General features: G+C 27.4%; 21 protein-coding genes. 5 read left to right on the plus strand and 16 right to left on the minus strand.

Annotation, left to right across the window (positions count from 1 at the left end; genetic code table 11):
* Positions 1 to 143: 143 nt before the first annotated feature.
* The 3 genes from serS to Bamer462_RS01990 all read right to left on the minus strand — a co-directional run bounded on the left by serS (position 144) and on the right by Bamer462_RS01990 (position 5,596).
* Positions 144 to 1,430, minus strand: coding sequence for a serine--tRNA ligase (gene serS / locus Bamer462_RS01980; RefSeq protein ID WP_500837457.1), 1,287 nt, complete (start codon positions 1,428 to 1,430; stop codon positions 144 to 146).
* Between the two features lie 1,214 nt (positions 1,431 to 2,644).
* Positions 2,645 to 3,289, minus strand: a complete 645-nt coding sequence (gene lolA, locus Bamer462_RS01985; protein ID WP_500837458.1) for an outer membrane lipoprotein periplasmic chaperone LolA — start codon at positions 3,287 to 3,289, stop codon at positions 2,645 to 2,647.
* A 78-nt stretch (positions 3,290 to 3,367) separates the two neighbouring features.
* A complete protein-coding gene (locus tag Bamer462_RS01990; RefSeq protein WP_500837459.1) occupies positions 3,368 to 5,596 on the minus strand; it encodes a DNA translocase FtsK in 2,229 nt (742 codons plus the stop codon).
* Between the two features lie 660 nt (positions 5,597 to 6,256).
* Between Bamer462_RS01990 and trxB the strand changes: the two genes are divergently transcribed.
* Together trxB and infA are read left to right on the plus strand one after the other, a co-directional pair.
* Positions 6,257 to 7,207, plus strand: a complete 951-nt coding sequence (gene trxB, locus Bamer462_RS01995) for a thioredoxin-disulfide reductase (protein WP_500837460.1) — start codon at positions 6,257 to 6,259, stop codon at positions 7,205 to 7,207.
* 232 nt (positions 7,208 to 7,439) lie between these two features.
* A complete protein-coding gene (infA, locus tag Bamer462_RS02000) occupies positions 7,440 to 7,658 on the plus strand; it encodes a translation initiation factor IF-1 (protein WP_500837461.1) in 219 nt (72 codons plus the stop codon).
* A 178-nt stretch (positions 7,659 to 7,836) separates the two neighbouring features.
* Here the strand turns inward: infA and Bamer462_RS02005 are convergent, their stop codons facing one another.
* Positions 7,837 to 9,885 carry a TonB-dependent copper receptor gene (locus Bamer462_RS02005; RefSeq protein WP_500837462.1) on the minus strand — a complete coding sequence of 683 codons (2,049 nt, stop codon included), beginning with the start codon at positions 9,883 to 9,885 and terminating at the stop codon, positions 7,837 to 7,839.
* Positions 9,886 to 10,626: 741 nt separating this feature from the next.
* On the opposite strand from Bamer462_RS02005, the gene Bamer462_RS02010 reads away from it, so the two are divergent.
* Positions 10,627 to 11,262, plus strand: a complete 636-nt coding sequence (locus tag Bamer462_RS02010) for a winged helix-turn-helix domain-containing protein (RefSeq protein ID WP_500837463.1) — start codon at positions 10,627 to 10,629, stop codon at positions 11,260 to 11,262.
* Positions 11,263 to 12,184: 922 nt separating this feature from the next.
* Here the strand turns inward: Bamer462_RS02010 and Bamer462_RS02015 are convergent.
* Together Bamer462_RS02015 and mntR are read right to left on the minus strand one after the other, a co-directional pair.
* Entirely contained in the window at positions 12,185 to 12,829 is a 645-nt protein-coding gene (locus Bamer462_RS02015) for a transglycosylase SLT domain-containing protein (RefSeq protein ID WP_500837993.1), read from the minus strand.
* 340 nt (positions 12,830 to 13,169) lie between these two features.
* The gene (mntR, locus tag Bamer462_RS02020) at positions 13,170 to 13,634 is read right to left on the minus strand and encodes a manganese-binding transcriptional regulator MntR (RefSeq protein WP_500837464.1); all 465 of its coding nucleotides are present in this window, start codon (positions 13,632 to 13,634) and stop codon (positions 13,170 to 13,172) included.
* Between the two features lie 636 nt (positions 13,635 to 14,270).
* Here mntR and mnmA point away from each other — a divergent pair.
* Both mnmA and purB read left to right on the plus strand, forming a co-directional pair.
* Positions 14,271 to 15,383, plus strand: a complete 1,113-nt coding sequence (mnmA, locus tag Bamer462_RS02025) for a tRNA 2-thiouridine(34) synthase MnmA (RefSeq protein WP_500837465.1) — start codon at positions 14,271 to 14,273, stop codon at positions 15,381 to 15,383.
* A 444-nt stretch (positions 15,384 to 15,827) separates the two neighbouring features.
* Positions 15,828 to 17,210 (plus strand): adenylosuccinate lyase, encoded by a 1,383-nt coding sequence (gene purB, locus Bamer462_RS02030; RefSeq protein ID WP_500837466.1) that lies wholly within the window; start codon positions 15,828 to 15,830, stop codon positions 17,208 to 17,210.
* Between the two features lie 466 nt (positions 17,211 to 17,676).
* On the opposite strand, the gene lolE is transcribed toward purB, so the two are convergent.
* The 10 genes from lolE to acpP all read right to left on the minus strand — a co-directional run bounded on the left by lolE (position 17,677) and on the right by acpP (position 26,780).
* The gene (lolE, locus tag Bamer462_RS02035; protein ID WP_500837467.1) at positions 17,677 to 18,912 is read right to left on the minus strand and encodes a lipoprotein-releasing ABC transporter permease subunit LolE; all 1,236 of its coding nucleotides are present in this window, start codon (positions 18,910 to 18,912) and stop codon (positions 17,677 to 17,679) included.
* A 28-nt stretch (positions 18,913 to 18,940) separates the two neighbouring features.
* Positions 18,941 to 19,624, minus strand: coding sequence for a lipoprotein-releasing ABC transporter ATP-binding protein LolD (gene lolD / locus Bamer462_RS02040; protein WP_500837468.1), 684 nt, complete (start codon positions 19,622 to 19,624; stop codon positions 18,941 to 18,943).
* Positions 19,617 to 20,825 (minus strand): lipoprotein-releasing ABC transporter permease subunit LolC, encoded by a 1,209-nt coding sequence (lolC, locus tag Bamer462_RS02045; protein WP_500837469.1) that lies wholly within the window; start codon positions 20,823 to 20,825, stop codon positions 19,617 to 19,619. The genes lolD and lolC overlap by 8 nt, the downstream gene beginning before the upstream one ends.
* Positions 20,826 to 21,070: 245 nt before the next feature.
* Positions 21,071 to 21,589, minus strand: coding sequence for an LpoB-related protein (locus Bamer462_RS02050; protein WP_500837470.1), 519 nt, complete (start codon positions 21,587 to 21,589; stop codon positions 21,071 to 21,073).
* A 21-nt stretch (positions 21,590 to 21,610) separates the two neighbouring features.
* Entirely contained in the window at positions 21,611 to 21,958 is a 348-nt protein-coding gene (locus tag Bamer462_RS02055) for an HIT domain-containing protein (protein ID WP_500837471.1), read from the minus strand.
* Between the two features lie 279 nt (positions 21,959 to 22,237).
* The gene (locus tag Bamer462_RS02060) at positions 22,238 to 23,023 is read right to left on the minus strand and encodes a YchF/TatD family DNA exonuclease (RefSeq protein ID WP_500837472.1); all 786 of its coding nucleotides are present in this window, start codon (positions 23,021 to 23,023) and stop codon (positions 22,238 to 22,240) included.
* A gap of 4 nt (positions 23,024 to 23,027) precedes the next feature.
* Entirely contained in the window at positions 23,028 to 24,044 is a 1,017-nt protein-coding gene (locus Bamer462_RS02065; RefSeq protein WP_500837473.1) for a DNA polymerase III delta subunit-related protein, read from the minus strand.
* Positions 24,045 to 24,056: 12 nt separating this feature from the next.
* Entirely contained in the window at positions 24,057 to 24,689 is a 633-nt protein-coding gene (gene tmk, locus Bamer462_RS02070; protein WP_500837474.1) for a dTMP kinase, read from the minus strand.
* A 393-nt stretch (positions 24,690 to 25,082) separates the two neighbouring features.
* Complete coding sequence (gene pabC, locus Bamer462_RS02075) at positions 25,083 to 25,907, minus strand: aminodeoxychorismate lyase (RefSeq protein WP_500837475.1); 825 nt, start codon at positions 25,905 to 25,907, stop codon at positions 25,083 to 25,085.
* Between the two features lie 636 nt (positions 25,908 to 26,543).
* Positions 26,544 to 26,780 (minus strand): acyl carrier protein, encoded by a 237-nt coding sequence (acpP, locus tag Bamer462_RS02080; RefSeq protein ID WP_500837476.1) that lies wholly within the window; start codon positions 26,778 to 26,780, stop codon positions 26,544 to 26,546.
* Positions 26,781 to 26,843: the final 63 nt, after the last annotated feature.

Raw genomic sequence — 26,843 nt, forward strand, 5'->3', positions numbered from 1 at the left:
AATATGAACACATGCGTTGCTATTGCTGTAATTAAATAACCTATTTACTCATAACAAATATATAAGGCAATGCATATTTTTTTGCTGTAATAAAAAATAATTAAAACATTCAATAAACTAATACTATGTTAAAAAACTAGTATTTAATTAATATGTGTTATTCCGTTCATATAAGGGTATAATACCGCAGGGATCGCTACACGCCCATCTTCTAATTGATAATTTTCAAGTACCGCTGCTAACGCACGACCCACTGCTACTCCAGAAGCATTTAAAGTATGCAATAATTTCGTTTTTTTATGCACTTTTCCTTTATAACGTGCTCTTATACGACGTGCCTGAAAATCTCCAACATTTGAACAAGAAGAAACCTCACAATAGGTGTTATACGCTGGAAGCCATACTTCTAAATCATATGTTTTACAAGAAGAAAATCCAATATTTCCTGCACATAATAATATTTTTCGATATGGTAATTTAAGTAATTGCAATACTTGTTCTGCATGACCAGTTATTTCTTCTAATGTTTGCATGGATTTATTTGGATGTACTATTTGAACCATTTCAACTTTATCAAATTGATGCATTCTAATCAATCCACGGGTGTGATGACCATACGATCCGGCTTCATAACGAAAACACGGGGTATGAGCAACCATTTTAATGGGCAATTCTTTTTCATCAAGAATTACATCACGAACCAAATTGATTAATGGCACTTCAGCAGTAGGTATTAATGTATAAGGATTAGTTTCAGTTTTTGAGTGCTGAATATGAAATAAATCTTCATAAAATTTTGGCAATTGACCAGAACCATACAAAGATTCTTTATTGACCAAATATGGTAAATAATATTCCTCATACCCATGATGTTTGATATGTAAGTCTATCATAAATTGCGATAAAGCACGATGCAAATGCGCTATTTGTCCTTTCATTACAATAAAACGTGATCCGGTTAATTTTGTTGCATTAGAAAAATTTAAACCATTAATTAATGCGCCTAATGCTACATGATCCCGCACCGGAAAATTATATTGATTCGGCTTACCCCAACGCATAATTTCTAAATTATCTTGATCTCTAAATCCATAAGGCACTTGATCATCTGGAATATTTGGTAAGGATAATTCATATTGTCTAATTCTGTCGTGTAATGCTTTATTTTCAGATTTAAGTGAAGTTAATTTTTTACCTAATATATATGCTTCTTGACATAAAGATTCTACGTTCTCTCCACGTGACTTAGCCATTCCTATGATTTTTGATTTAGATTTACGTTCATTCTGTAAAATTTCAGTTTTTTTTTGTAAAATTTTACGTAAACTCTCTTGTTGACGAAACTTATTAGTATTTAGTATAAACTTTCTGCGAGCAAGTTTTTTGGCGACCAAGTCAAGATTAGTTCGCAATAAATTGGGGTCAAGCATATCTAACCTATACTATATTATCTGTTTCATAATGTACTAATTTACTGATAATACATCTTAATAATTATAACAAATTGTAACAAATTATAATAATTTATATTATATTTATAATCTCTGATGTTACCATATTATTCATTCTACCAAATACAAAATCGCATTCTCTGTTATATATATATGCTATAGAATTCCTATCATTATGATATATGTATAATGATGATAACTCATGCTCTTTATAGTCAATAATTTGATTTCTTTTATACAGAAAAACATTAGATATATTTTTTAAACATAAGAACATGTATCATATATCTTATTCCTTATATAATTTTTTGTTAAATACGTATACAAATTAAATACAAAAAATAAAATATATTATTATTGCATTACGTCTATTTACTCCTATTATAGATCTAATTTAATTTTTTTAAAAAACATCGAAAAAAAATTATTTATATAAAAAAATAAATCAATACAATCAATTTATTCTATATTTATAAAAATTATCGTATGACAAAGTATTTAAATACAAAATATTTAAATAAAAATAAATTTTTCTTATATATACATCAATACATAAAATATATCTAGTAACCTATCTTCAACAAAGATTAATGTCATAAAATAAATTATGAAAACAGAATATTGATACGATACTAACGTTATAGTATTATTTTTTTGTTACCTTTGTAAAAAAATAATGCCTCATTCATATACAGAAATACCCATATATGAAAACCCATAATTATTTACAAAGAATCCAAATTATTTTTCTTCGTCTTCATTAAATAATCAATGTATTTTAACTAAAAAGAACTGTAATAAAAATCATATATTTTAAATATATAACACAATTATCATTTTTTATTGATATAATACAACATGTATTTCATAAATTTTTACTTTTTAAAAATCTTATATTTATATGATTACTAATCAAACAAGTCTTGATATATACAATATCAAATTCAAACATTTTCTAATATTTTCTTTATTATAGAAATAATATCTTAACTTGCTATTAATGAACAAATCAATAAATTTATTAAATATGATATTTATATGGGTGATGGGTGATGGGTGATGGGTGATGTATTCCAAACACCTATAACATATGAATAAAACTTATTTAACATATTTTATATAACTTTTATATTTCGTATAACACAAATATTTTCATGCTCGTTTAATAAAATACAAAAATCACCTAACAAATATCATTTTCGTTGCTCGTCTAATTGAATATCTTCGGAAAGAGTGAAATAAAACTTACTTATATCTATATCATTATTATTGTGATTCAATAAATAGTAATCTACTCGTTGCCCTTTTTCTTCAAAAATACTCAATCTTTCAATTATACCACAATTAGTTATTTTGATTTTACATGCTTTTAAATTAAAATTACTACTTATTGGTATTAAAGAAAAACAATCCCTTTGTTGAAATATATTATAATCATTCCATTTATACATGTTATTGTCACAAAAAAACGTAAACAAAATATTATCAGAAAAACTCTTCAACCAATATGCAGTAACTTGTTGAATAGAAGGAATATAAAACCAAAACGTTTTCCCATCAGATATTAAAAAATTTTCTTCAGGAAATATCATATGCCAATTAAACAGATTAGGACGTTTTACCCATAATTCTCCATGTCCCTCTGACAACAGATTACCATCATGATCAATAACTTTTTGAGTAAAATGTGCATAAAAATTATTTATTTTTTTAAGACGATTTTGTAACTCAACAATAGACATATCATCAGCTACTACTACGATAATCATCGTAATACTTAAAAAGCCAGCATATATTACCTTCTTGATTATTTTTAATGAATTATTGTTAATAATCATATATTTTATTCAAACACATAATGATATTATAATATTGCTGTATATATAATAACTCTATACGAACCATAGCAATGTTTATTATTCAGAAGGATTATAAACTAACTCTTTAGTTTTCCAGAAATTAACTACCGCACGTATTTCTTTATCTTCTATGAATGCTCCATGAACTCTAGTGTATATAGGAGAATTAGGACCTAAATATAACATATCACCCATACCTAATAAAGATTCTGCTCCAGATTGCCCAAGAATAGTACGAGAATCTATTTTACTTGATACAGTAAAAGCTATACGTGCTGGAATATTTGCTTTAATTACTCCAGTAATCACATCTACTGATGGTCTTTGAGTTGCTAATATTACATGAATCCCAGCAGCACGAGCCTTCTGTGTTAAACGAATAACTAATTCTTCCACTTGTTTTGTTGTAGTGATCATCAAATCTGAAAATTCATCTATAACAATTATAATATAAGGTAATTTTTTTGATGTATCAGAAAAAAATATAGTGCTATTTTTAGCACATTCATTGATAATAGTGTTTGTTGTATATTTATTAGAAGAATAAAGTTGTTCTATATGACTATTATAATTTTCTAGATTCCGAACACCAAGCATAGCCATGAGGTTATAACGACGCTCCATTTCATTTATACACCATTGTAATACTTCATGCACTTCTTTCATATCAGTAATAACTTGTTTTAAAAGATGAGGAATACCTGAATATATTGACAATTCTAAAATTTTAGGATCTATCATAATAAAACGCACTTCTTCCGGTGTAGCCTTATATAAAATGCTAATAATCATAGCATTAATGCCCATAGATTTACCTGATCCAGTAGTTCCAGCAACTAATAAATGTGGCATAGATCTAAGATCTGCAACTAACGGTTGGCCAGATATATCCTGGCCTAAAACTAATGCTAACGGGGTATCGATATTCCTAAATTTATCTGAACTAACTATATCTCCTAAATATACTGTACTGCGTTTTTTATTTGGAATTTCTAATCCAACATATGGCGTGCCAGGAATTACATCTACCACTTTAACAGAGGTTGTATATAAAACCCGAGCCAAATCACGTGATAAATTAGAAATAGTTGACGATTTTATGCCTGGTGATAAATTTAGTTCAAATCGAGTAATTACCGGACCAGGGACAATATTAACTACGTTTGCTATAATATGGTATTCTGATAGTTTCATTTCTAATAGTTTAGAAATTTGCTTTAGTTCTAAATAATCCGTTATGTTTTCCGAATCAGATCTAGTTAATAAATTTATATCTGGAAAAACAACAGATCGATTATCATAATTTTCAGTCTGATGTATCATAGGAATTTGTTTATATTTAAATAAAGATACACGTCTTTTTATGTTTTTTTTTACAAATATAGGCGTTTTCTGCTTATGATTGTAGTTATCAATAGACGCTGTATTTAAATTTTGTAACAGTGATACATTATGTTGTTGTTCTTTTTTTTCAAGACCACATATATTATAACAGTTACAAACTCTTTCATTATGTTTATTAGTTTTTATAAAATAATTTTTTTCATTAAAAAATTCACTATTCATACGTTTTTTTTGATAAAAATCATAATTTTCCTTGCTTATATATAGTTTAACACGAGATAATAGCTTCTTAATAACGTTAAAATCTTGTACAGAAAAAACTAATGGACACATATATCGTTCAACACATAATTTTTGATGATTAAATTGACGTCGCCATTTTTTATTATAAAAAAACAATCTGTTCAAATAGTATAAATAACTATATAATTGCCTCTTAATAATTTTTAAAATCACCAAAAAAAACCTGTTAAAAAATATCGCTATATCAATGATTACGATCAACAAAAATACAATTATACTGATATTATAAGTTGTATTTTCATAAGATGAAATAAAATCATACAATATGCTTCCTGCTATACCCCCAGAAGAAAAATAAAAAAAATCATTAATTGTTAAATGGGCTAATCCACAGCATGCGAATAATAATATTAATATACCTATTAATTTAAATAGAAAAATTAAAACAGTAACACGTATATTCTGCACATAAACCCGCCAAAGATAAAATAATATAAATAATGGAATGATATAAGCTGGAGCACCAAAAATAAAAAATAGAAAATCAGAAAGTTTCGCCCCTAATATACCTCCAATATTATGAATTGATCCATGCCATATAGTCTGTAACCATCCAGGATCTGCAGGATTAAAAGTAATTAATGTAACAAATAAATACAATACAGTTATACTTACACCAATTAATATAAAATTAATCACCAAAGATATCCTTTAATTAAGTATTTGATAAAAATTTTTTATTTGATATATATATATATCAAAAATATTTCTATTTAATTTAAATAATAATACTTTTAATTTGCATGAATAATTATGTAGTGATATAATTATAGTATACATTTAATAGTCATAATATATATGCTTTAATTTACATAAATTATAAATAAGCAATATATTTAAAGAATAATTCAACACCATGTATACATATTTAATACACATTAACATCCTAGTAAAAAAAACTAAAAGCACTTTTAATTTTTCTAAAAAACTTGTTGATACATATTATAAATACAGCTTACAACACGTCGCATTTCGTATCGACCAGGGTTCTTACAGTAATTTATTGCATAATAAAAATCTGTAGTGTTTATTATGATCTTTATACTCAACAACACAAAAAGTTAAATATCTGATCACACATTAATATCATTAAAAATATATTTCTATGTTATTTTAAAATTGATGTAGAAAGATAAGTTTATAGGTATAATAAAATATGAATAACATTTTTTTAATTATACATACTACATTTGTTTTTTTATTAATGTTAAATAACATTAATAAGTTTAGTTAATTCAACATGAGAAAACAATGCTTGCGTTTTACTTGGGCAGTATATAAAAAAAGGAGTAAGAGATCATGGCAATAAAAAAACATTGCAAATTACTTATATTAGGATCAGGCCCGGCCGGGTATACTGCGGCTATTTATGCTGCACGAGCCAATTTAAATCCTGTTCTAATCACCGGATTAGAAATAGGAGGTCAACTAAATACTACCACAGATATAGAAAATTGGCCTGGAGACCCAACAAATCTCACCGGTCCCGTGTTAATGAATCGAATGAATACACATGCCACTTATTTGCATACAGAGATTATTTCCGATTATATCTTTAAAGTAAATTTTAAACAACGCCCTTTTTATTTATATGGTAATACGTATGAATATACATGTGACGCCTTAATCATAAGCACAGGAGGATACGCTCGTAATCTTGGCATACCTTCTGAAGAAAAATACAGAGGAAAAGGAGTATCTTCATGCGCTACTTGTGATGGATTTTTTTTTAATAAACAAATTGTTGCTGTTGTTGGAGGAGGTAATACAGCAGTAGAAGAAAGTTTGTATTTATCTAATATTGCTTCTACAGTCCATCTTATTCATCGTCGTGATAAATTTAGTGCAGAAAAAATATTAATCAACAGGCTTATGCATAAAGTACAAAACGATAATATTATTTTACATACTAACTATATTGTTAAAGAAATATTAGGAAATGAAACAAATGTGACCGGTTTATGCATCAAAGACATAACACAACATACAGAACACATAATCACTATTCAAGGTATATTTATTGCCATTGGATACAATCCGAATACTTCTATATTTAATGATCAGCTCATGTTAAAGAATGGATATATTTGCGTATCCAGTATAAATGGCAATGCAACAGCAACCTCCATTCCGGGTATATTTGCAGCAGGAGATGTTATGGATCATAATTATCGTCAAGCAATTACCGCAGCTGGATCAGGTTGTATGGCTGCAATAGATGCCGAACGATATTTATCTGCTATGTATTAATACATGTGCACATGTATTAATACAACAAATAATAATTTGTAACAATAAGAGTATATGTCTTTGTTGTGTTTTATTTTAATAACTGTATTTTATAAAGAAAAAAATAAACATTTTTTTATAAATTTTGTTAGAATTAAAACGTTCAATTATCGTAAGCATACAATCAATACTTGATTAGCTTACATCTTACGATAAAATTCTAATCCATTATTATACTTTACTAGAGACCACGATGACAAAAGAAGACAATTTCGAAATGCACGGTGTAGTATTAGATACTTTACCTAATACTATGTTCCGTGTAAAGTTAGAAAACGGACACGTCGTTGTAGCCCATATTTCTGGAAAAATAAGAAAAAACTATATTAGAATATTAACAGGAGATAAAGTAACTGTTGAACTTACACCGTATGATTTAAGCAAAGGAAGAATTATTTTCCGTACTCGATAATAATCAAAATTTTAGATATATATATATATTATATATATCCTTTAAGAAACACTACCACATAAACCTATGCTTTTAAATTTAAAGTAACACTGATTGGTCATCTTATCTATATTTTCATCTAATTACATGATTATATATATAATATATAATGTCACCAATATTTTTATTTACTTTTTATTTACAATACTACCCCTACTTTAACCCACCAAGTACGCCCTGGTTCGTAAATTAATGTACCATCAGGATATCCAAGTCGTTTATGGACATATGAATTTAAGGATTCTCTATAACTATGATTGAAAATATTGTCTATACCAACACTAAATTTATAAAATTGAGATTTTGTCCATGCTAAATGCGTAGATAATATTCCAAATCCTGGGTTATAGTTCACATCTGTATGTAACAGCATACATCTAGGAGAAACAGAAGACAGTGGTGACGTCACCGGTATCATCGACAATGCATTATTGGTAGACTGAGCCAATACAAATCTCCACAAAGCAACTATACTATAGTATCCTTGTGTCCATTGACATGTAATTTTACCCTCTAATGGAGGAATTTTAGGTAAAATACAATTATCATCGATATTAAATCCCCAAGCCCATGCGACATTACTTTCAGTACGCCAATGGTCATTAAATTGGTAATTTAATCCTACTTCAGCTCCGCATATTTTAGCATGAATATTCTCTGTGTCACTAATGCCATCTTGTGTCATGCCATCATTATTATAATTACATAAAATAAAATCTTTAACATACCCAGCATAAGACGATATCCATCCGTTTATCTGTGAATACTGAAAATGCGCTCCTATATCTATTTGTACGGATTTTTCAGGTTTCAATTGAAAAATATCGTCTTCTATATTAATGTTTTTATTAGTTCCAGTATAAAATAATTCCCAATAATCAGGAAAACGAAAACTTGTGCCAACACCAACATAATACGACAAACCCGGATCAACATTATCTTCATAACGTATAAATCCGGCAGGATATGCTGTACTATGTATTTTATATTTAGAACATTTATTAAAATTAATTACACTGTATTCTAACCGTGTGCCTCCAATTAATCTTCTATTTGATAATATATCAACAATCAATTCGGTAAATATACCAGTATCTTGAGAACCAACATCTGTTTTCCAATTAGAATAGGATTGCGCGTGTTCTCTATGTTTATTGATTTGTATATCTGCACCACTATAACATTTGATATTATCCCATTGAGATACAGTAATACCGCGGACACCCCATATTAACCGATCAACATTGTTATTAACATTATCATTAAAACTACAACATTTTTTAATAGATGATTTTGCAATATAAGATATGATATTATCTACCATAATATGGTTTACATAATTATACCAAGCTTGTAATTCAATTTTTTCTAATGTTTTGCTGATATCTGTGGTTTCTATTTTCATTCCATAACTTTCTCTAGCAAAACATAACCCATCCATGAATCGCGCAGCATAATTTGCATTACCATTTCCCTGTCCCAAACTGATTTCTAAATATGTATCTGTATTAAGGTTGAATGATAAAATCGCATCAGCGTTCCATTTATACCATGCAGAATATACCTGGTGTTTATTGCCATCATAATAATCATCAGAACAGGAAATGTTTCCTATTAATCTAAGATAGCCATATTCATTCCCTGCAATGCTGTCTATATTTCTTTCTGTTTTATTATTTGAACCGATTGTTAGATTACTACGTAATTTAATTTTTGATCGATCAAAACGAGGATGATACCTTTCAAATTGTAATGTTCCTACAGATGTTACAGGACCCCATAATACTGTCTGAGGACCTTTAATAATATTTAAAATATCAAAATTACCCGGAGAAATATAAGCACTAACAGGATCCATATGAGAAAAACACGCACCAAGTATTTCACCGTTATCCATCAAAATACGTATCCGGGATCCAAACATTCCTCGAAACACTGGTTCGCTATTTACTCCTCCATTGCGAATAGCAGTAAACCCAGTAATATCTTTTAAATAATCAGAAATATCAGCTGCATACAATGACTGCAAAGATATTACCGGAGAATCAGTAAAAATCAATGGGGAATTTTTTTCGGAAATAACAGTTATCACGTCATTATGTGATGTGTTTTGAAATAATACAGATAATTTTTCTGTCTCACTAAATATAGATATCGAGGTATCGTTAGGTTTATTACTATCAGACACGTCATCTGAATTAGCTTGAGAGTTGTTAAAAATGCATACAATTAATACAAAACATGTTAAAAACAACAGTATCTGCACTAACACTCTAAAATTATTAAAAAATATACTATATGCCATATGTATGCTCGTGACTATTAAATTTTTTTCACAATACTTATATCACAACCACTATATATATACTAGAAACTGATTTATTTTTAGAAATAAATCAGATACATAGATAACACTAACAATATCAAGCGCAACTGCACATCATTAACCAATGAAATACACAGTTTTAAATGATTTATTTTTATCATGATGCTTAATATATATATATATATTAGACTAAAAATACTTATTCTAAAAATTAACAAATCGAAATACTTGTTGTCCTATGTTTCACTAAAGTTTAATTAAAACATCTGATTTAATTTAGTATCAAAATAAATTGACAATTGACATATCATCGGCATATTAATATATAATAATAATATTATTATTGTTATATTACTTCGAGCAATATGCAATACTAATATGCTAGATTTTTAGGGTGTGTTATTATACTATCTAAAAATAAATTGTAGAATTATCGCAGTCTAGAATAGTAGAATTAAAAAATTACAGTAATATAGTCTCCATAATAACAATATTTTTATAATATTTATATATTTTAATTAAAAAATTATATTATTTAGATCTTATATAGACAACTAGCACGAATGTTACTGTGTCCATGTATAGTTCATATAGAGTAACTCAATGAAATATGTCATTCAATCAACTATAATATTTGATACTACAGAATATATTCTGACATCACTAAGTGATTCTAATACATCAGTAAAATTATCTAATTCCGCTGGACGTGTATTAGAGGAGCTTATTAAACGACGTAATGTTGATATTTTTGCGCTAGTCACTCGAGAACATTTGTTTTCAATTGTCTGGAGGGCTTATGGTCTTGAGCCATCTAACGGCAACTTAAATCAACAAATTAGTTTAATACGAAAAACTTTTACTTCTTTTGGATTAGATGCGTCATCCATTATAACTATTCCTAAACGTGGATTAAAACTAAATGATCAATTGACTATAGAAAAAATAAACGAAGATAAACCATGTGTATCCTCTCTCTTGCACAAAACAACAGATCAAAACAATAACTTATCATCTCCTATCCTGCTAAATATAAAAGCTTACATAAAATATATGATTACTTTAACAATAATGGCTGTAATATTACTCAGTATCGGTTTTGTATACTTATATACTAAAAAAGATCATATTAAATTATATTGTTGCAAAGAAATAAATTCATGCAACATTTGCGCTTTTCATTCAGAATTAGGAATTGAATGCAATAACTGTACTATACAATGTACCGAAATCACATAATAAAAACCATATAAAAAATCCACTTAGATAAAATTTCACACTATCACAGCTCAACTCTAAGATAATAATTGTTATGCTATTATGCGTTAAAAACTATGTTTTGCTTTAATGATACCTCATTATCATGCTGTATTATCAAATAATTACTAATAACTCATTCAAAGAAATCAAATATAATCTCTTCATATTTTATTGAAACTAGAAACACTCTTGTAATTAAAGAACTTATTTATAAATTTTTTAAAGAAATCAATCAAACTGATTTGACCTTATTTTTATCAAAATTTAAAAAAAACATCAATATATAGTCCACAACCATTCATTAGGCAATATTACATTTTTTATTTAATACCATTAAATCATTTACAACGCTTACAGTCTTAATAAGTACTAGCTCTATAAAACAGCTTTTACAAAATTAACAATTGTTATCTTTAATTTAGTATCAATATGATAATACCTATTCATAATTTCTATTAACAATATAGAATCACTATATAAAAATAGCTAGTTCATAAATAAATATTTTTAATATGTATCTATGCATAATAATTCAATTTAAATCATTAGATTTATATATTATCTAGAACATTTAATACACAGTTTACTCACAAAAAATAATGAGTTTTTTCAATCATAACTCAGAAATATAATTATATTTTCAATACTATCACAATCAATTAGACACAGCTAAATTAAACAGTTCGCAATACTCCAATATCATACTAATACTTTTTATTATTTATTGTAATAATAATTGCGCGAAATATATTACTTACTCATTTTAAAATTACGTAAAAATTACACACTATAAAAAATTATACTAATAATATTTTTTATCAAATCACAACCATCGTGAGATAAACCTCATATAACTTTTGTTAAAAATAAAGCATTAATATAAATGTACGTTATACTATAACTAATTCTGAGCAACGTACACAGCATTAACTTTAGATAAATAACGTTGCGCCTGTTTAGATGGATGATGAGATTGTATGTATTGGTAAAATTGTTCTGAATTAAGTTGGTTTATTTTTTTAAAAGCATAATTACGATCAATAGCAAATGTTTTTAATAACGCATTTAAACCGTTCACATAAGCAACAATCATAGCATAACGTTTAGTTTTCAAATCAATAATTCCTTCTAATTGTTTTTGCAATATAGATAAATAAGCAGTACCAAGATCAATGTTAATAACAGCATTTTTTAATTCGTGAATACTAGGTTGTCCTTCCCATCCTTTTAAGCGATAAGCATCCCTTCCTGCAGTGTCCGCTTTAAGCTGCATTAATCCAACAGCATTAGATTTACTGATCACAGCAGGATCGTAATTAGATTCTACTTGGATAATAGCTTTAATCAAAGCAGCATCGACTCCATAATTTGTAGCACAACGATGGATATAATCATTGTATATAGATGGTGTAATTCGTTTAGGAGAATAAATCATCTTGTATTTTGAATTAACACATAATGTCTGAGTAGTATTTTCTTCAATATTTTTTTGCGCACAAGTTGTTAAAAACAAAATTGCAATTAAATATATTATACATATCTTCATAAACTCCTGATTTTTATGATCAAATGTATATTTATTCATAAAATTATTATACAAAAATGATACTGTTTTAGATGAAAAATTAATTTTTTATAATAGAAACAATTGAGATATACGGACATATTTATATATGCACGCATATATAAATAAATGAACAATGACTCATGTTTACATTTATTATTACAATAAATAATATGTATTTCAAATTTATGTTAAAAATATTAAAAATGTTGACTTTGCTATATACAACAAAATATTTTATTCATTACATAGATACCGCTAACATAAGTTTTTATATATATTTATTTTAATAAAATAAAAACCCAAGTTAATTCAGTGCCAGTTATCTATTGCAACGCTTAGAAAATTGACTGAATGCTAATAATGTTTCATGGCTAACATGATGCTCAATGCCTTCTGCATCCCTTTGAGCAATTTTCCTATTTATACCTAGAGCTATTAAAAAAGTTTTTACAATTTTATGTCGTATATGATTTTCATTAGCCAAGCGTCTCCCTCGTTCTGTCAATGATACTCCACGATAACGTTTATGCTCGATTAATGAAGAAGCAATCAATTTTTTTAACATTTTTGCTACTGTTGGTTGAGTGACTCCAAGTCTTAACGCTAACTCTACCTGACGTGCTTCTCCAAATTCTTGAATTAAATCTGAAATTAATTCGATATAATCATCAATAAGTTCACGACGATGCGCCGCTCTTACTTGAATAAATCCTTGTAAATTATCTGTTTTTTTTATAAACCGCGCTAAATTGCTAGACAATACTTCTATATTATTTTTAGTCATAATAAAATCTCATTTTTTTACATTATAAATAACAATACTTTCTATCAATATATATAAGTAGATATGCATTCAAAAAAAAATAATACCATTATATACTATTTTTATGTGTAAATATTAAATCAAGTTTATACGGTGATACTCTATATCAATACAATACGATATAATAAATAATTTATGCATATTAATAAGAACAGTAAGCATTATCAATTTACGTTGATAACGTAAAAATAAATTTAAATATTTTATTATAGAGCTAGGGATTTTAAATAAGAAGGACATCATCTAAATATTAAATATGATTTTTTAATACGTATGTATATATAAAACAAATCAACTGATAATATATTAATTTCAACATATATTCCCATTTAAAACTACTGAAATAAGTATTATGATGATAACATCATTTATAAACAAATATATTATTATCTGCATACATCAAATAAATATTTTTAATATTCATATTTTATATAAATTTAAAAATCAAATCATCAATGATATAAATTACTTAATATATTATCATTTCTACATACATTTATATAATCGAGTCTTTTAAAATATAAAACTTGATATATTAATCATGATATAATATCATTTATCGTATGAATAATTTTATATTTTCATCTTATATAAATTGTGTCACATAACCGTACAAAAAAAGTGGTTGTTGGAATGTCTGGTGGCGTAGATTCTTCTGTATCTGCATGGTTATTACAACAACAAGGGTACAAAGTAGAAGGATTATTCATGAAAAATTGGGAAGATGACGATGATACAGAACACTGTGCGTCAACATTTGACCTATTAGATACTTATTCTGTCTGCAACAACTTAGGTATATATTTACATACCATAAACTTTTCTAAAGAATATTGGGACAATGTATTTCAAGTATTTTTAAAAGAATATAGCATCGGGCGCACTCCTAATCCTGATGTACTTTGCAATAAAGAGATTAAATTTAAATATTTTCTAGAATTTGCACTTAAAGACTTAGGCGCAGATTTCATTGCAACCGGCCATTATGTACGCCGTATTAATGTAAATCAAGAAACTTATCTGATACGTGGTGCAGACCTAAATAAAGATCAAAGTTATTTTTTATATACACTTAGTGATCAACAACTTAAACAATGTTTATTTCCTGTCGGAACGCTAAACAAATTACAAGTTAGAAATATTGCTAAAAAATTAAATTTAATTACAGCAAACAAAAAAGACTCAACCGGTATTTGTTTTATTGGTAAACGAAAATTCAAGGATTTTATTAGCAATTATATACCAATACGTCCAGGAGTGATCATGAATACCAATGGAGATAAAATTGGGACACACCATGGCGTATCATTTTATACTTTAGGACAAAGAAAAGGGTTAAACATAGGTGGAGTAAAGCAAGGAAACGGACAACCGTGGTATGTAATAGATAAAAACATAATAAATAATACATTAATTGTGGCACAGGGACGTAATCATCCGTGTCTCATGTCTATCGCATTCATCACCGAACAAACACAATGGATAAAACGACACACGCTTAAATCACCTTTATATTGTACAGTGAAAACTAGATATAGACACCCAGATATCCAGTGTCAAATATATCCTCTTTTTAATAACACTCTTAAAGTTATTTTAAAAACTCCGGTATCAGCAATTACACCAGGACAATCAGCAGTGTTTTATTTAAAAGAACGTTGTTTGGGCGGAGGAATTATTATGAAAAGGTTTCCTATCTTAGCTTCTTAACGTTAAGATAACATCTTTAACATAAATATTAAAAAATTGTAAAACTCTTTAATATTATTGATGACAATGTCAAATATACCATAACCAGATATAATAAATCATTTATTACATTTAATATATACTTGAGTAATAAACAAATATTCTCATTTTTTTTAAAGATTTATTTAAAACTAAAACTACTTAACCCTCCCCAGCAAATTAATCGCATAAATATTCCAAAAAAAATCATTCCCACAATTATAATCAATAATTATTGATTATAATTGTGTTATATGCCTCTATATGCATGCTAATATTTATTGAATATCCCATGATCATAAAAAATAAAATTTCTCATCATAAAAAATATATAAAAATCTATAAAATAGATATATTGTATTTTAGATAAACTCAATCTTTAAATTTTATATATAAAGTATCTAATTAATTGTAAAAGGAAAAAAAGTGATAAAATTATCGTCTTTAACCGCAATATCTCCTATCGATGGTCGTTACTATAAACAAACTGATTCTTTACGTAATATTTTTAGTGAATTTAGTCTATTAAAATTTCGCGTTCAAATAGAAATCCATTGGTTAAAAAAATTAGCTAATACCATTGCCATTAAAGAAATACCACCTTTTACACAAATCGAATGTGATTTTTTAAACAAATTGATAATTAACTTTAATATTAAAGATGCAAAACGTATTAAAGAAATAGAAAAAATTACTAATCATGATCTCAAATCAGTAGAATATTTTTTAAAAGAAAAGATAAAAACGTTACCCACTTTAAAAAAAATAAAAGAATTTATTCATTTTGCTTGTACTTCAGATGATATTAATAACCTTGCATATGGATTAATGCTAACTAACACTAAAAAAAATATCTTATTACCTATTTGGAAACAAATTATTAACGAAATAAAAAAAATGAGTATTAATTATAAAAATATTCCCGTGTTATCTAGAACTCATGGGCAACCTGCGTCTCCTTCTACTATCGGAAAAGAAATGGCTAATATTGCATACCGATTAATACGCCAATATCACCAATTAGAATCAATAAAAATATTAGGTAAAATTAATGGCGCTGTAGGAAATTACAACGCTCACGTGATATCGTATCCAGAAATAAATTGGCGCAGATTCAGTGAAGAATTTGTTATATCTTTAGGTATTGAATGGAATCCTTATACAACACAAATAGAACCTCATGATTATATCGCCGAACTATCCAATTGTATTGCACGATTTAATACCATCTTAATAAATTTTAATAGAGACATATGGGGTTATATTGCTCTCAATTATTTTAAACAAAACCATAACCATGCTTCAATTGGATCCTCTACTATGCCGCATAAAGTAAACCCGATAGACTTTGAAAATTCTGAAGGAAATTTAGGATTAGCAAATGCTATATTGAACCATTTTTCCGCTAAATTACCAATATCACGTTGGCAACGTGATTTAAGCGATTCTACCGTTCTAAGAAATATAGGGATGGCCATGGGGTATGCTTTAATCTCCTATCATGGTGTATTAAAAGGCATAAAAAAATTAACAGTTAATAACGAAAATGTGTTGAATGAATTAAATAAACATTGGTTAGTATTAAGCGAAGCCATTCAAACGGTAATGCGAAAACATAATATTCATGAATCTTATGAATGTACGAAAAAATTTTTTAATAATACAAACATTAATTCTGAAAAAATAAAGATTTTTATTGAATCACTACCACTACCAAAAATAGAAAAAATACGATTACAACAAATAACTCCAGCTGATTACATAGGTTTAGCGGCAGATATGGCAAATGATATCACCGAGGTCATTTAACAATATGACCTAATTATCTATTGTAATTAATTATTAATTGATCACAATAGACTCATACTAATATATAAATATTAAAAAAAATAACAAAACATCAGTTGTCTTATTCATTAATACGCTACAATTGTTATTATAAAAGTAACAAATTAGATATTAATATTATAATTTATACATATAAACAGACTAAATCCCCATATTAGAATATATAGAAATATATTCTAATATAATAATCACATAAACTTCTGGAATGAATAATATAAATATATCAATATTATTGTATTTTATTAATTTGTTAATCAATTAGATATTGAAAATGGTATATATAAATCTCAAAATTTTCATATTATAAATATATAATATTTATACTTGCATGGTGCTCACATGAATAGCTCGTTTGATGACATGATGCATCATGTCATCAAACGAGCTATTCAAAACTTTATCTTCTAGAAACAATCACAATTGTATATTATTTTAAGATTTTAAACAAATAAATTTTTCTTGTTTTTGAAGCTACATACCAACTAGTTAATGACCCAAGTAATAATGTTGTACTTAATACCGATAATATATCCCACTTATTTAATTTAACAGGTAAAAAATCAACAAAATAAGTTCCTTCTGGTAAAATTTTATTTCCTAACACATCATTACACAGCGTAATTAAACTTGTTAAATTAAAAGATATAAAAATACCTAGCCCAGTTCCTATAATACTAGAAATAATATAAATAATTAATCCATACCAAAAAAATACACATTGAATTGAAATATTTTTTGCGCCTAATGCACGAATTATCGCAATATCATAATTTTTATTTTTTATTGATAAAATTAACGTGGCAACTACATTAAAACAAGAAATACCTATGATTAATATCATTGATAAATATATAATCATGCGAACCATTTGAATATCTTTGTAAATATACCCATAAGTATCCATCCAACTTTTCACCCAAACCTGATGATTCGATATTCTTTCAATTTTATGTATTATTCTATCAATACAAAAAATATCATTAGTTTTAATAGCTATTCCTGCAATATCTGATGTTTTATCACAATAATATTGCGCATCTGATAAAGACATCACAGCAATATTATAGTCTAATTGACTATTCAGATTTAATATTCCAGCCACTTGTAAACGAATTTTTTTAGATGATAATAATTTATTATTTGAACAAAGATCATGCACAATTAAAACAGTAATCCAATCGCCTACTGTAACTCCTAAAACATCTGACATTCCTTTTCCTAAAATAATTTGTTCCTTTTTTTCACAAAAACATTTCCAAGAGTCTTTCTCTATAAAATTAAGCAATGCATTTTCATGTATGTTTTGCGTTAAATCTATGCTTCTAATATAAGCTACATGCCATTTATTATTATATTCGACAACTCCAGAAAAATTAATATAAGGACTTGCTTGAATAATATCTGGTATCTTACGAACATACGTTAATACTGTTTGCCAATCAATAAAAGGAGCGCTTATTGGCTCGATTTCTCCATGCGGAATAACTGCTAAAATACGATTACTTAATTCATATTTAAAACCATTCATTGTACTTAATGCGATTATAGATATAGCTATTCCTATAGTAATACTAATAACAGAAATCAATGACATTAAAGATATTAAAATATTACTTCTAGAACCCCGATGAAATTTTAATGCAATTTGTAATGATAATATCATTTTTAAATAATTACCTAAACGAATCATCCTATATCAGTGTTATTTTACCATCAGATATCGTTAATATTTTATGACATTGTTTAGCTAAACCTAAATCATGCGTTGCGATTACAAAAGCTGTACCATAATGTATATTTAATGTCTTTAATAATTGAAAAATAATATTTGAATTTCTTCGGTCTAAATTACCAGTGGGTTCGTCAGCTAATACTAAAGCTGGGTTATTTACTATAGCTCGGGCTATAGTAACTCGCTGGCTTTCTCCTCCAGATAATTCTTGTGGAAAAGAATAAATATGATTTTTTAATCCAACTGACTCTAATATACGTTCCGCCTTACTTTTTGCTTGATTAAACTTAACACCTCCGATCAACAAAGGCATAGCCACATTTTCTAAAACATTAAAATCTAATAATAAATGATGAAATTGATAAATAAAACCTAAACGTCTATTACGTATCATAGCTCGCATATTATCAGATAACTTATGTAACGCATGACCCTCAAAAAATATTTCTCCTTCACTTGGTTTATCTAATCCTCCAAGCAAATGTAACAATGTGCTTTTACCAGATCCAGATGCCCCCACGACAGCAATAACTTCATTAGGTTTTATACCTAAATTAATACAATCTAGTACTTTAATTAAAAAATGAGCACGTTGATAATATTTCGTTAATCTAATACAATGCAATAATGGAATATCAACCATGACGTAAAATTTTTGCAGGATGGAAATAAGTTGCACGCCAAGATGGGTACAACGTAGCTAGTAAGATTATAATAAACGTTGTAAACATTATAATTAATATTTGAGAACATTTTATTTCTACAGGTAACCAGATCGTGTCTGGAAATATTTTTAAAAATAATAATATTTCATTCAATTTATTAGACAACAACACTCCTAATCCTGTTCCTAATATAATACCAAAAATACCATTACTAACTCCCTGAATCATAAAAAGCAATACAATTTGTAGACGAGTCACACCATATGTTTGTAGTATCGCAATTTCTGTTTTTTTTTCCAATATTAATAACACTAAAAAAGAAATAATATTAAAACCTGCAGCTATTATAATTAAACCTAATAGCAAAGACATTACATTTTTTTCCATTTGCATCGCTTGAAACAAAGATCCCTTATATTCTCTCCAATCCCTCCAAATCCAATCTTTATATAACCGTAATTGTTGTTGATTGTGATTATTAAGTGTAAAAGGCTCCCGCAGCCATAACCGCCACCCGGTAACACATTGTGATGGATAGCGCATTAACGCAGAAGCATCTGATTGATGCACTAATACTTGATAAGAATCAATTTCACTGCTAGTACAGTAAATATCTAATACTGTAAACAATCGTTGACTCGGAATATGACCAATAGGAGTAATCTGCATAACAGAAGGAATAATCAAACGAATTTTATCATTTATATGTACTCTAAGTTGTTTCGCTAATTCTGATCCAAGAATTATATAATATTTTCCCAAAACCAATTGATTTGCATTTTTATTTATTAAATAACCATATGATAGATCAAAACAATTTGGGTCGATTCCTAACATAACTCCAAATGACACCTTTTTAGAACTTTGTAATATTATGTTAGAAAGAACCAACGGCTGCACATACATTACATTGCTTAATTTATGTAATACTGCGTTTGGTTTATTCTTAATGTGTACATATCCTTTTGAAGTAGTAAGCAGCGCATGAGGTATAAAATTAAGAAGATTGTCTTTTAACTCACGCTCTAAACCATTCATAACTGATAATACAATTATTATGGCCATTACACCTAGCATAATTGCAAAACTTGAGATCCAATAAATATACCTCCCAAATTGATCTCTCGATTTTCCCAAAATATAACGCAGCGCAATAAACAATATAGCTGATCGATACATTAATATTTGTTTAGATTACCTCATAAATATCTAAATAACACCCGTTTTTAATTTGCCTACATATAATATTAATTAAAATATAATTCAGTTTATACAAAAAAATGCAACACGGTAGCATTAGACAATGATTACTTTATTGAAGTTTAATAATTTCGTAATTTTTTAAAACATCATACTTTTAAATCTTTCAAAAAAAAATCTTTAAATCATCACTATTTTAGTAATTATTAAAAAGTATTTACATCTTATACAGAACCACTGACAACACGCAAAATTTCACCAGTTTTAACTGATATTAATTGTAATTCTAAATTTGGTTTTTCTGAATCCCCATATGCAATACTATATAAAACGTAATTCGCTTTTAAATAATTTGCAATTTTCATAGAAAAATTATAAGAATTTCTATTACCTTCCGGAAACACACCTAACTTTCTATATACAGAATGCAATGTTCTTATATCGATAACATTATATTTGCTGATATTCTCTGAAATACAGCAAATCAAAATATTTGTAATATTATTAGCCTGCAAAATACCATTGGTATTATTCTTTACCATATTTACCAATAATAAACTGTCTCGTTCGATGGTATCAAAAAAAAATACATTCTGCAGCATTTTAAATAAAACTGGTTTCCAATTAATTAAATTAATTTCTGATGGCGCTAATAATACAGGTTCTGTATTTAAAACAGGCATAGCCCCTACGCCACACGAATAAATTATACTAAGAACCAGGGTTATTATCTTTTTATTCATAAAAACAACATCTATTTTTTTTTATTGTAACAAAGGACCCAAAGGTTTTCCTCCTAATAAATGCATATGAAGATGATAAATTTCTTGACCAGAATGCTCGTTACAATTAATTATTAAACGATAACCTGAAGAGTGTATATTCTTTTTTTTAGCAATCTTTGCCGCCACTATAAATAATCTGCCTAATGTTATTTCATCATGAGTTGTTGCATGATTAACAGTAGGAATTAAAATATTAGGCACAATTAATACATGAATAGGCGCTTTAGGATTTAAATCGCAAAATGCAGTAACTAACTCATCTTGATACAAAAGATCAACTTTCACTTTCTTTGCAATAATATCTGTAAAAATATTGTTTTTTTTCATAACTTATCCTATTTCTAAAAATCACGTAAATCCTACAATATTTTTTTAAATACATCAATCAACATCTTACTCTTAAAACAACAAAATATAAACACTACAATCTATATATATCTTCAGATACTCTCTCTTATATTTATTTTATAATTATTTACAAATTAATTCCAATATTATATTGAATTATAATTCAATATAATATTAATAGTACACTATTAACCTTCGACAGAATACAAAAAAAAATAATTTATCTATACATATGTGTATACATATGTAATTATATTTTTATTCTAAATGAAACAAAGTACGAAAATTCGACGTAGTGATGCGAGCTAATTCATCGATATTTATATTTTTTACAAGCGCTACATATGCGGCAATCTCATGTATATAAGCAGGTTGATTCTCTTTTCCTCTATGCGGAACTGGAGTTAAATAAGGAGAATCAGTCTCTAATAAGATTCGGTCGGAAGGCACATATTTTATTATTTCTTTCATCATAAAAGAGCTAGTAAACGTTATCATTCCAGAAAAAGATATATAAAAATTAAGATCTAATAGCAATCTTGCGGTATCTATATCTTCGCTAAAGCAATGTAATACACCACCGCACTCCCCTGCTTTTTCTGAACATAAAAGACTGACAGTATCCTTACAAGAAACACGACTGTGTACAATAATCGGTTTTTTTGCAGCTCTAGCAACACTAATATGTGCTTGAAATACTTCTTTTTGTCTTTTTTTACCATCCAATTCTAATCGATGATAATAATCTAATCCAGTTTCTCCTATAGCCACTACATTCTTTTTAGTAGACAAAACGTATAATTTCTCGCTATCGAAATTTTCAATATTACATACGTATGTGGGATGTACTCCGCAAGAAAACACTACATCATTTCTATATCCAATTAATTCGACCATATCATTGTAATCTGACATAGTCAGACTAACCGATAAAACTAATCGAATACCTTTTTTTTTAGCCTTTTTCAACACATCCGAAACGTTTTTATGAACATTTTGATAATTCAATTTATGCAGATGACAATGAGAGTCCACCAAAAACATAATATTATATACTCCATGCGTGGAAACAAGATTCAACAATATTTTGTTCCCAATTTAATAATCGATAAGTTAATAATAATTCACGATCTATGTTAATAAATTCTTGAAAATAACGTAATAATACTAACCATTGTTGTAACTGACGACCTAAAGATAAAATACTCCAATGAGCTGTAATAACAGTAATTAATTCTATTTGATCTAAATTTATTATAAATCTTTTTTTTACTCCTTGTTTCCATTTTAATGCATCTACAAGAATAGTAATAAACCAATATAAGTATATATTATTCTGACAAGAATTTGAAAATAATGGTACAAGTTTTAAAAAATCTCCATTTGTGATTGCATAATTTACAGATTTAAATAATTCTAATCGTTGAGCCCATAAACCTAACTTAAACATTGCCTCTGCTTCTATAGGAGCTCCGTCGCATAAACGTAATGCACATTTTGCCGAAAAAATATCATTTACCCCTCCTTGTTGTTGCAATAACCACTCTAACCCAATCGATTCTTTTGGTGATATAATAGGCCATCGCATACATCGACTTAGCAATGTTAGTGGTATTCTTATATAATCGCGAGTTTTAAAAAAAAAATAAGTATTTATTGGGGGTTCATCAAGTGTTGTTAATAACGCATTAATAGCCTGATTAGTTAATTGTTCTACAAATTTTATATATATAATTTTTACTTTGTTTCGACAAGAATGCTGATATATAGAATTAATACAAACACGCACCATATCTACACCTATAGTTTGAGTATCATTTTCAAAATCTATTTGATAATAATCAGGATGATGCCCTATGTTCATTAATCTACAATCATAACAAACATTACAGTGATGAGTTTCATCGGGATTAGAACAAATTAACCAACGCACAATAGCATTAATTAAAGCATCTTCACCATTATCCCGATTACTATTTAAAAGTAATGAATGATGTCCTCTATCTTTGCGATAAGAATTTAATATTTGATTATAAGTAACATCTAACCAAGGATACCATCTCATTATAACTTATTCCTACGAACGTAAGAACCAATAATTTAAATGTTTATAAATAGATACAGAAACTTCTTCTAAACTTTGGGTAGCATCAATTGCTATAATATTCGCTTTTTCAGAAGCTAATTTTTTATAACAAGCACGTACGCGATCAAAAAAACTCAGAGATTCCTGTTCAATACGATCTAATTTTTTTCTGTTATTTATACGAGATACGCTTAATTCTGGAGAAATATCAAGATAAAATGTCAAATCTGGAGATAAATTATTTATGATCTTATCTGATAAAATATGCAGTAATAAAGCATCGGTGCCTCTTCCTCCCCCTTGATATGCCTGAGAAGATAAATCATATCTATCACCAATAACCCAATAACCTTTCGACAAAGCTGGTTTAATAACATTCTCTATCAATTGCAGTCTCGCGGCATATATCATTAATAACTCTGATATGTTATTAATAGGTTCGCCAGTAGGTCCACCATATTTGATTAAAGCACGCAATACATCTGAAACTGGTGTTCCCCCCGGCTCATGCGTAGTCAATATATTGGTGACACCATACTGATATAAGTACTTACTTATTTTATAAGTAATAGTAGTTTTTCCCGCGCCATCTAACCCTTCTATTGTAATAAACTTATTGTCCATCTCGTGCCTTATACACGGTATTGTGTATCATTCATTTACTTATTTTAAAAAAAATATATTAAAGTCACTTAAAATTTGCGTATTTATACAAACAGTTAATAACTGAAATATATATATATGTATTAATATACTGGATTATATTTTTTAAAATATATAGATTCATACATCCAAAATAATCAAATCTAATCAATCCTAAAAAATAATTATTATTATTTATGTAAAATTGGAATGAAATATCGTTTTTAACACTATAAATAGTGATATCTATTAATAATAATCAATTTCAAAAAACTAAGTAATTATTTTTTAATAAACTATATAAAACATGATTATGATCAACAAAAAATCATAAATATTTTGTACATATTATTTTACGTAACATTAAAAATGTTATTAAATGAATCTATTTACAATATGAAAACGTAATAAATGAAATAATGTTCTATCCGAATAAAGATAATCATCAATTGAGTTAACTGACGCTAACGGCAATAAAGAATTTGTAACAAAAACTTCATTTGCATTTTTTAAATGTTCAGGTCCAACCATCACCTCTCGTATACAATATCCTAATTCCGGTAATAATTTTAACACCAACTGACGCATAATTCCATTAACACCAGCATAACGTAAAGACGGAGTAAATACTTGGTGTTTATATCGCCAAAAAATATTAGCGCTACAACATTCTACAACATTTCCATCAGTATCTAAAACTAATGCTTCATCAGTTGCTTTATTTTTAACTATCCAAATCGCAATCATAACCTGTTCTAATCTATTAAGATGCTTTATTCCTGCTAAATAAGTATTACGCGCTAACCGTACAACGCTTGTTCTTAAACGGATTCCAGAACTAATCCAGCGCATGTAATATTTTGGTAATTGACTAACATGAATTATACGTAACGGTTCAATATCACTATTGCATTGATATCCATACAACCTATGACTGCTGTTTCTACTTATTATTACCTTAATAACACTGTACATGTTGCTATATGTAGCTGCATGTAGCATCTCTTTATGGACAAGATTAAAATCAAAATTATCAAACATCAACCTTTTTGCTGATATCATTAGTCTGCTCATATGCCAATCTAAAAAATCTATTTTCCCATTTTGTAATTTAGCAGTCGTAAAAAACCCGTCACCAAAATGTAAAGCACGATTATTTAATGATATTTTTTTTTTTGAAATTCCATTCACCCAATACATTTTCGTCTCAATTTATCAATATTTAATAATATTGCCTGATTATAATTCAATCAACACAAAAATTTTTCATCAGTACATATAAATAATATAACAAGCATTATTTTATTTATATGTACTGCACGGTGCGCGCTGCAATCAACTCAATCATTTATTGCTACATTCAATATTAACATATACATAATTAATATCTTTTAACCCTATATTCCATAGATACAAATTTTGCTTTAATTTTATCATCATTTAACTTTTACGGTATTCCCAATTTTATAATTCAACAAAACGATCATATCAATCCTAACAATTTTATTCATAAACTAAAGGTTCATAGTTATAGCATTTTATTATCCATATCTCTTAATACTATTTATTAAATTATTGTTCACTTTTTTATAAGAATTATTCATCAATATATATTGATATCACAATGTGAATACTAAAATTATTAATATATAAATAATCAATTTTTAACTAAATAAAACCAGTACTCGATCGTATTATTAAACAATTGCGTGAACAACAGTAACTCTTGCAAATTAAATTCGATGTATATTATCGTTATAAATATAACTTACTATAAAATTATTTTTATGCCCTAATATGAGTAAGAGAATCAACTGATAGTGCATTGTTCTTATTTTATTTACGACTATTGCTAATAAAATCTATTGCCGCCTGAACAGTTGTAATTTTTTCAGCTTCTTCATCTGGAATTTCAGTATCAAACTCTTCCTCCAACGCCATAACTAATTCAACAGTATCAAGAGAATCAGCTCCAAGATCATCAACAAATGAAGCATGATTTACAACTTCTTCTTTCTTGACTCCTAATTGTTCAGCAATAATTGTTTTTACTTTTTCTTCTATAGTATTCATATTCTCGTTTTTCCTATTAAGACATGCTTATACGATAGTTTCAAAATTTGAATACACTACATT

Source organism: Candidatus Blochmannia americanus (nom. nud.) (assembly GCF_059934915.1).